At 61.7% G+C, this 9,041-nt stretch carries 10 protein-coding genes; all 10 read right to left on the reverse strand.

What is annotated here, in order from left to right:
* Positions 1–139 precede the first annotated feature (139 nt).
* Complete coding sequence (dnaB, locus tag PHD22_RS15300; RefSeq protein WP_299868763.1) at positions 140–1,543, reverse strand: replicative DNA helicase; 1,404 nt, start codon at positions 1,541–1,543, stop codon at positions 140–142.
* Between the two features lie 100 nt (positions 1,544–1,643).
* Complete coding sequence (rplI, locus tag PHD22_RS15305) at positions 1,644–2,093, reverse strand: 50S ribosomal protein L9 (protein WP_299868766.1); 450 nt, start codon at positions 2,091–2,093, stop codon at positions 1,644–1,646.
* Positions 2,094–2,108: 15 nt separating this feature from the next.
* On the reverse strand, positions 2,109–2,378 hold the full coding sequence (gene rpsR / locus PHD22_RS15310; protein ID WP_141352732.1) for a 30S ribosomal protein S18: 270 nt from the start codon (positions 2,376–2,378) through the stop codon (positions 2,109–2,111).
* Positions 2,350–2,736, reverse strand: a complete 387-nt coding sequence (gene priB, locus PHD22_RS15315) for a primosomal replication protein N (protein ID WP_299868774.1) — start codon at positions 2,734–2,736, stop codon at positions 2,350–2,352. Before priB ends, rpsR begins: the two co-directional genes overlap by 29 nt.
* Positions 2,696–3,082 (reverse strand): 30S ribosomal protein S6, encoded by a 387-nt coding sequence (rpsF, locus tag PHD22_RS15320; protein ID WP_299868777.1) that lies wholly within the window; start codon positions 3,080–3,082, stop codon positions 2,696–2,698. Before rpsF ends, priB begins: the two co-directional genes overlap by 41 nt.
* Before the next feature lie 131 nt (positions 3,083–3,213).
* Positions 3,214–4,128, reverse strand: coding sequence for a hydroxymethylglutaryl-CoA lyase (locus PHD22_RS15325; RefSeq protein ID WP_299868779.1), 915 nt, complete (start codon positions 4,126–4,128; stop codon positions 3,214–3,216).
* A 16-nt stretch (positions 4,129–4,144) separates the two neighbouring features.
* Positions 4,145–5,836 carry an AMP-binding protein gene (locus PHD22_RS15330; RefSeq protein WP_299868782.1) on the reverse strand — a complete coding sequence of 564 codons (1,692 nt, stop codon included), beginning with the start codon at positions 5,834–5,836 and terminating at the stop codon, positions 4,145–4,147.
* A 127-nt stretch (positions 5,837–5,963) separates the two neighbouring features.
* On the reverse strand, positions 5,964–7,967 hold the full coding sequence (locus PHD22_RS15335; RefSeq protein ID WP_299868784.1) for an acetyl/propionyl/methylcrotonyl-CoA carboxylase subunit alpha: 2,004 nt from the start codon (positions 7,965–7,967) through the stop codon (positions 5,964–5,966).
* An 18-nt stretch (positions 7,968–7,985) separates the two neighbouring features.
* Entirely contained in the window at positions 7,986–8,780 is a 795-nt protein-coding gene (locus tag PHD22_RS15340; RefSeq protein ID WP_299868789.1) for an enoyl-CoA hydratase/isomerase family protein, read from the reverse strand.
* 9 nt (positions 8,781–8,789) lie between these two features.
* On the reverse strand, positions 8,790–9,041 hold a 252-nt coding region (locus PHD22_RS15345), incomplete at its 5' end, for a carboxyl transferase domain-containing protein (protein ID WP_299868787.1).

The raw sequence follows: 9,041 nt of genomic DNA on the forward strand, positions 1-9,041 counted from the left end.
CGTCCGCCTCACAATGAATACCTGAAACGAATACAACTACACGGCAAACACCTCAGCCCAGAAACACACATCAACGCCTGCGCAACCAACACAGCCCACGCACAGAGAAAACAGAAACACGCAAACCGCTGAACAGCGCTCAATACTCGGGCGGGGCATTTCCCATGTAAGAACCCGCGAAATTTTCAAAACGGGTAAACTCCCCGATAAATGTCATCCGCACCGTCCCTGTAGAGCCGTTGCGGTGCTTGGAGATAATCAACTCAGCCATGCCCTTGTCAGGAGAATCTGGATTGTAGATTTCATCCCGATAAATGAACATGATGATGTCGGCATCCTGCTCGATGGCCCCAGACTCCCGGAGGTCGGATGCCACAGGGCGCTTGTTGGGACGCTGCTCCAGGCTGCGATTCAGCTGCGAGAGCGCAATGATCGGCACATGCAGTTCCTTTGCCAGGGATTTAACCGAGCGGGAAATCTCTGACAACTCAGCAGCACGGTTGTCACTCTCCTTGAGAGATGTCATGAGCTGCAGGTAATCAATGACGATCAAACCAAGACGCCCGCATTGGCGATGAAGACGGCGGCAACGGGCACGCAAATCAGTCGGATTAAGACCCGGCGTCTCATCAATGAAGATGGGTGCCTCATGGAGCTTACCCAGCGCATAGGTAAGACGCTGCCACTCCTCATCATTGAGCTTGCCGGTACGGATCTTGTGCTGATCAATACGACCTACCGATGAAAGGAAACGGGTTGCCAGCTGAGTTCCCGGCATTTCCATCGAGAAAATGGCCACTGGCAAGCCCGCTTCCACAGCCACCGTTTCGGCGATGTTAAGCGCCAACGAGGTTTTACCCATACCCGGACGAGCAGCAAGCACAATCATATCGGACGGCTGCAAACCCGAGGTTTTTTCATCCAGGTCTGTCAGACCGGTCGGAACCCCGGTAATCCCTGCAGGGGAGTCCCTGTCATACAGTTCCTGTATGCGATCCACCACCTGCCCAAGAATCGGCTGGATTGCCTGAAAACCACTCACCGTGCGCGCACCCGCCTCCGCAATCTCGAAGACCTTGGCCTCAGCCTCGTCGAGCAAGGTCTTGGCATCCTTACCAGAGGGAGTCAGCGCACTGGCTGCGATGTCATCTCCCACCGAAACCAACTTGCGGAGGATGGCGCGCTCTCGAATAATCTCTCCATACCTGCGAACGTTTGCAGCCGACGGGGTGCTGTTGGCGATCTCCCCCAGGTAGGCGAGACCTCCAACGTGCTCAGCCTCTCCATTCTTTTCGAGGGCTTCATAAACGGTCACCACGTCAGCAGGCTTGCCGTGCTCGATCAGCTTGGCAATATGCCTAAAAATTCTCCGGTGATCGTCCCGATAGAAATCGGCATCATTGACGATATCGCCAACCCTCTCCCAAACGGAGTTGTCAATCAGCAGCCCACCCAACAGGGATTGCTCCGCCTCAATCGAATGAGGAGGCAAGCGAAGGGCCGACATGACGGGATCTTCAGGATGATTCGATTTGTTGCGCATGGGACATCAGAAGAAGTATCGAAGCAGAAACGGCTGAAAAAACAAAAAGGGCTGCACCAGGCAGCCCTTTTGCGAGGGAAAGCGGACGCTTTCCTGGCGATCAGTTCTCGCCAACCACCTTGACGGTAATGTTAGCAGTGACATCCGTATGCAGGGAAACCACGAGCTGGGTTTCGCTGACGGTCTTCAGGGGACCTTCAGGCATGCGAACAGCAGACTTCTCCACCTTGAAGCCCTGCGCATTCAGCGCTTCAGCCACATCGGCATTGGTCACAGAACCGAACAGACGGCCATCAACGCCTGCCTTGCGGGCGACGGTAACGGTAACGCCTTCCATCCTGGCGCTTTCAGCCTGAGCAGCGGCGAGCTGCTCGGCAGCAATGCGCTCGAGCTCGGCACGACGGCTTTCAAACTCCGCAAGACTGGCCGGAGTCGCACGCTTGGCCTTACCCTGCGGGATCAGGAAGTTACGGGCGTAACCATCCTTGACCTTGACCACATCACCCAGGCCACCCAGATTAACAACCTTGTCCAAAAGAATGATTTGCATGTTGTCTCTCCGGGATTACTGATGCAGATCAGTGTAGGGCATCAGGGCGAGGAAGCGGGCCCGCTTGATCGCGGTGGACAGCTGACGCTGGTAGCCCGACTTGGTGCCGGTGATGCGAGCCGGCATGATCTTTGCGTTTTCGGTAATGAAATCTTTCAGGATATCCACATCCTTGTAGTCGATTTCTTCAATTTTCTCTGCGCTGAAGCGGCAGAATTTGCGACGCTTGAAGAGGCTGCGACCACCACGGTCGTCCTTACGCTTCGTTGCCGGCTTGAATGCCATGATGTATTCCTTCCAAAAATTCGATCGTATCGATATGCAATACAGGGGTCCTGGAGCGCAGGCTGCGTGCTGCAACAAAACCGGAGATCCGCACGGGGGAACCCAGGCGGGCTGCACCAAGCATCCGGGCCTTATCACCGACGGCCACTACCGGCATCTCAAGCCCGACATCCCGCAGGACACCGGCTTCAAACTGCTTCGAGCCGTGCTCTATGCGCCCCACCTGCACCGGCACACCGCCGGGGGAGTAGCGCAGAGCCCCGAGCTCGCTCAGGACACCCTCAATCTGAAAACAGTTAAGACCCTGTTCCTGCAAATCAGGCTGCGGGCAGCTGCTCGGCCGGCTTGCCTTCTTCACCAGCGGCGGAAGTCAGGGAACGCGCCTTCTCTTCCTTCATCATCGGTGATGGGGTGGTAACGGCCTTCTTCATGCGAATGGACAGGTGACGCAGCACGGCATCGTTGAACTTGAAGCCATGCTCCAGTTCGGCGATGGTGGGCTGATCGCACTCGATGTTCATCAGAACATAGTGAGCCTTGTGGATCTTCTGGATCGGATAAGCCAGCTGGCGACGGCCCCAGTCTTCCAGACGGTGAATCTGACCACCCTGGGTGGTCACGAGGGTGCGGTAGCGCTCGATCATGGCGGGCACTTGCTCGCTCTGATCGGGGTGAACAATAAATACGACTTCATAATGCCGCATGGAATCTCCTTCTGGATCAAAGCCCCCCGTCATGCGAAACGGTAGGGCAAGGTAAAAATCCGGGAACCCTTCCGCACACGCAAAAGGGTCAGCCGAAAATAATCCCACATCCCCGGAGTTAAATCAAGACTTCAAACCGCGGTGAGGCACGCCGCACCCTTGGCGAGACCGACCCGGGATCCGCAGACACGGCCGATCTGCCCGCAAATCCACAGGGATGTGGACACCAGGGCTTCGAGATCGATACCCGTCTCGATACCCAAGCCGTCAAGCATGTACACCACATCCTCCGTCGCGACATTACCAGAAGCGCCTGCGGCGTAAGGGCACCCCCCCAGGCCCGCAATGCTGGAATCAAAAGTACCCACCCCCACCTGCAGGGAAGCATAAATATTGACCAGGGCCTGCCCGTAGGTGTCGTGGTAGTGGCCTGCCAGCCTTTCCATGGGTACCCGTCGTGCGACCGTCTCCAGCATGCGCTGGGTCTTGCCCGGGGTTCCGACCCCGATGGTGTCGCCCAGACTCACCTCATAACACCCCATCCCGAACAGCGTGGCCGCCACGTCGGCAACGGCGGAGGGCGCGACCTCCCCCTCGTAAGGACATCCCAGCACACAGGAGACGTAGCCCCTCACCTGCACGCCCGCATCGCGGGCAGCCGCCATCACCGGCTCAAAGCGGCGGAGGGATTCTGCGATGGAGCAATTGATGTTCTTCTGGCTGAAGGCTTCGGAAGCCGCCGCAAACACGGCCACCTCTTCCGCCCCCGCCGCCAGAGCAGCCTCGAACCCCTTGAGGTTCGGCGTCAGGACGGGGTACGCGACCCCGGGCAGACGCTGGATCCGGACCATCACCTCGGTATTGTCGCCCATCTGGGGAACCCACTTGGGCGACACGAAGGAGGTGGCCTCGATGGAGGGGACACCCGCAGCCCCAAGACGGGCGATGAGTTCCACCTTGGTCTCCGTGCTGACCACCTGCCTTTCATTCTGCAGGCCATCCCGGGGCCCCACTTCAACGATGCGTACGCGTTTTGGCAGTTCCATGCGTCTATCCTCTCGATCAGGCGGTGACCTCGGCTTCAAGGCCGAGGGTCTGCTTCATTTTTTCACGGATCTGGAATTTCTGGATCTTCCCCGTGACCGTCATGGGGAAGCTGTCGACGAAGCAGATGTAGCGGGGGATCTTGTAATGGGCGATCTGCCCCTGGCAGAAGGCACGCACATCCTCTTCGGACAGGCGCTCACCTTCACGGACGATAATCCAGGCACAAAGCTCCTCACCATATTTCTTGTCGGGCACGCCTACCACCTGCACATCCAGCACCTTGGGATGACGGTAGAGGAACTCCTCGATTTCCCGGGGATAGATGTTCTCACCACCGCGGATCACCATGTCCTTGATCCGGCCAACGATGTTGCAGAACCCTTCATCATCAATCACCGCGATGTCACCTGTATGCATCCAGCCTCCCCGGTCGATCGCCTCGGAGGTCTTGGCATCATCTCCCCAGTACCCCAGCATCACCGAGTAGCCCCGGGTGCACAGCTCGCCCGGCGTTCCCCTGGGTACGATCCGACCCTCCGCATCCACGATCTTCACCTCGCAGTGGGGCTGCACCCGCCCCACCGTGGAAACCCTGCGCTCGATAGCGTCATCGGTCCCACTCTGGAAGCTCACCGGCGAGGTTTCGGTCATGCCATAGGCGATCGTCACCTCTGCCATGTGCATCTTGTCGATGACCCGCCTCATGACCTCGATCGGGCAGGGGCTTCCGGCCATGATGCCGGTGCGCAGGCTGGAAAGATCGAAACGGGCAAACTCGGGGTGGTCCAGCTGAGCGATGAACATCGTGGGCACCCCATAGCTGGCGGTGCATTTTTCTTCGGCCACGGCCTGCAGAACGGCCAGCGGCTCAAACGCCTCGGCGGGGTAGACCATGGTGGCACCGTGGGTCAGGCACCCCAGATTCCCCATCACCATGCCGAAGCAGTGGTAAAGCGGCACCGGAATGCAGACCCGGTCCCCTGGAACAAGGCGGATCGCCTCACCGACGAAGAAGCCGTTGTTGAGAATGTTGTGATGGGAGAGCGTAGCGCCCTTCGGGTTTCCAGTAGTACCGGAAGTGAACTGGATGTTGATGGGGTCATCGAACTGCAGGCCCTCCCCGAGCAGTTCCAGCTCGCCCAGCTCATCCCGGCTCGGGGGCAACAGCAATTCATGGAAATTCAGCATCCCTGGCGTACGGCCCTCGCCCAGACGAATGACGATCTCCAGCGCGGGCAAGGTGTGGGCGCGCAGCAAGCCCGGCTCGCAATGCCCCAGCTCCGGCGCCAGATCCGCGAGCATGGTCAGGTAGTCGCTGGCCTTGAAGGCGGGTGAGAGGATCAGCGCCTTGCAGCCCACCTTGTTGAGGGCGTACTCCAACTCGCTGCGACGGTAGGCCGGGTTGATATTGACCAGGACAAGGCCCGCCTTGGCCGTTGCAAACTGGGTCAGCGTCCATTCCAGATTGTTCTGGGACCAGATGCCGACCCTTTCTCCCGGCGCCAGCCCCAGGCGGCGCAAGCCACAGGCCAGGGCATCCACCTTCTGGCGCAGCTCGGCATAGGTCAGGCGGACGTTCTGATGGCGCACCACCAGGGCTTCACGATGGCCATGAAGGCGACAGGCCTTGTCAAAATACCGGCCGATGGTCTCGCCGATGAGATGCTGTTTGGATGAGCCGTGGACATAGCTCGGTTGGCAGGTCATGGATGTCTCCTCACACTCGGTTTCGGGATGTGCTGGAACCGGCCCCCTCTGCGTGGGCTACCGGATGAATTCAACTAAGAAAAAAGCGCGGGGCGGATGATCCGCCCCGCAGGATGCGCTCCAGGGTTCAGGCTGGATCGACCGCAAAGTCCACCAACTGGGCACCGTCGCCCACCTGATCTCCCACGATGAAACGGAAGGCCTTGACCGTACCCGCCGCCGGAGCAGTGATCGTATGTTCCATCTTCATGGCCTCGAGGATCAGCAGCGGTGCCCCTTTTTCCACCTTCGCCCCCTCCGCCGCGATCAGGGCGATCACCTTGCCGGGCATCGGCGCCAGCAGCCCCCCTTCGGCCCCCCCGCCTCCGCCACTGTGGTGCAGCGGATCCACTGCGGCAAACTGCCAGGCCTTGCCATGCCCGAAGACATGGCGACGCTCTCCGGCCACCACCACCGTCGCCGTGGTGCGTAAGCCATCCAGCTCGGCCCGCAGCAGACCGCGGAGGTTGAGCTGGCCACTGACGACACTGGTCGTACCGTCCAGAGTGATCGCCAAGGCCTCTCCCCGGTTACTGACGAAGAGCGATTTCTCCTCCTCGCCCAGACGGAAAATCAGGGTGCGCTTTGCCGCCGCGTTCAGGCGCCAGCCATCCCGCTGGTGCCACGGAGAGTCCGGCTCTGAATGACGGGCAGCCTGCGTTACCGCCCGTGCCTTTTCCCGCAGCAGCTCCGCCAGACCCGCCACCAGCCAGGCCTCCCGCGGCGCCCCCTGCTCCGTAGGGAAGAGGTAACCCTTCTCCCGCTCGATCAGCCCGGTGTCCAGGTCGGCACCGGCAAAGGCGGGGCAGGCCGTCAGGCGGGACAGGAACTCGATGTTGTTGGCCACCCCCACCACCCGGTACTCGGCCAGGGCCTGAAGCATGCGCGCCAGGGCCCGGTCACGATTCACGTCCCAGACGATGAGCTTGGCGATCATCGGATCGTAGAACGGGGAGATCTCATCGCCCTCCTCCACGCCGGTGTCCACCCGCACATGCACGCCCTCTTCGGGCGGAGCCAGATGCACCAGTCGGCCTGTGGACGGCAGGAAGCCCTTGCCCGGGTCTTCCGCGTAGATGCGGGCCTCCAGGGCATGGCCGTTGATGGCCAGCTGCTCCTGAGCCAGAGGCAGGGGTTCGCCGGAGGCCACGCGGAGCTGCCACTCCACCAGGTCGAGGCCGGTGATCATCTCGGTCACCGGGTGCTCCACCTGCAGACGGGTGTTCATCTCCATGAAGTAGAACGTGCCGTCCTGGTTGGCGATGAACTCCACGGTTCCCGCCCCCACATAGCCCACAGCCCGCGCTGCATCCACGGCAGCCTTGCCCATGGCGGCACGGCGCTCCAGGGTCATGCCCGGTGCCGGCGCCTCTTCCAGAACCTTCTGGTGGCGGCGCTGCACCGAGCAATCCCGCTCGAAGAGGTGCACATAGTTGCCGTGGGTATCACCAAACACCTGGATCTCGATGTGGCGCGGGCGGGTCAGGTATTTCTCGACCAGCACGTGGTCGCTGCCAAAGCTGGAGGCTGCCTCCCGCTTGCAGGACGCCAGGGCCTCCAGGAAGTCGGTGCTCCTTTCCACCAGGCGCATGCCCTTGCCACCGCCCCCCGCTGCCGCCTTGATCAGCACCGGGTAGCCGATGGCGTCGGCCTGCACGTTGAGGAACCCCGGCTCCTGATTGTCCCCGTGATAGCCCGGTGTCAGCGGGACCTGGGCCTTTTCCATCAGCTTCTTGGCCTCGGACTTGGAGCCCATGGCACGGATCGCCGAGACCGGCGGCCCGATGAAGACGATCCCCGCCGCATCGCAGGCATCGCAAAACGCCTCGTTCTCGGAGAGAAAGCCGTAGCCGGGGTGGATGGCCTGGGCACCGGTCTGCTTCGCTGCGGCGATGATCTTGTCGACCACCAGATAGCTTTCGCGGGCCGCCGCAGGACCGATGAACACCGCCTCATCCGCCAGGCGCACATGGCGGGCACCGGCGTCGGCCTCGGAATACACGGCCACGGTCTTGATGCCGAGTCGGCGTGCAGTCTTGATCACCCGGCAGGCAATCTCGCCCCGGTTGGCGATCAGAATCTTGTTGAACATGCTGTGTCTCCCCTTCCCTTATGATTGTGTCGACACCCAGGCGGCCGGGCGCTTCTCGAGGAAGGCCGCCAGGCCCTCCTTCGCCTCGGGCGTGGCGCGCAGGGTGGCAATGCGGCGGGCCGTATCTTCCACCACCCCATCGCTTACCGGCCGGTCGGCCACGGCACGGATCAGATCCTTGGCCGCCGCCTGGGCACGGGGCCCTCCCTGCAGCAGCGCAGCGACCACCTCCGCCACCGTCCCATCGAGCGCATCGGCCGCCACCGCCTCGTGGGCCAGACCGAGGTCAAAGGCGCGCCGGGCGGGGATCCGCTCGGCCGTCTGGAAATAACGGTGGGCCTGACGGGCACCGATGGCACGGATCACATAGGGGCTGATGGCCGACGGGATGATCCCGAACTTGACCTCGGAGGTGGCGAAGACCGCCCCCTCACCCGCAATGCAGATGTCGCAGGCCGATGCCAGCCCCATACCGCCCCCCAGGGCGGCGCCGTGGACTCGGGCAATGGTGGGTTTGCGCATCTCGGCCAGGGTCCGCAGCATGGCGGCCAGCTTGCGGGCATCTTCCAGGTTCTCTTCCACCGAGGCGCCCGCGGCACGCTTCATCCAGTGGAGGTCGGCGCCCGCGGAGAAGCTCTTGCCGCGGCCAGCGAGCACCACCACCCGCACATGGTCGTCAGCATCCAGGGCCTTGCAGGCCTGGGTGAGCTCGGCGATGAGCTGCTCGTTGAAGGCGTTGTGCACCTCCGGACGATTCATCCACAGGGTCGCCACGCCGCCCTCCCGGAGGATTTCAAGGGTCTCGTACATGATGGTGTCCCCTTACATCCGGAACAGGCCGAACTTCGTCGGCTGGATCGGCGCATTAAGGCTGGCCGACAGGGACAGGCCCAGGGTCCGGCGGGTCTGGGCCGGCTCCACCACGCCGTCGTCCCACAGGCGGGCGGTGGCGTAATAGGGATGACCCTGGTCTTCGTACTGCTGGCGGATGGGCGACTTGAAGGCCCCTTCCTCGTCCTTGCTCCAGCTGCCGCCCTTGGCCTCAATGCCTTCACGGCGCCCGGTGGACAGCAC

The sequence above is a fragment of the Zoogloea sp. genome (genome assembly GCF_028693495.1).
Taxonomy (GTDB): Bacteria; Pseudomonadota; Gammaproteobacteria; order Burkholderiales; family Rhodocyclaceae; genus Zoogloea.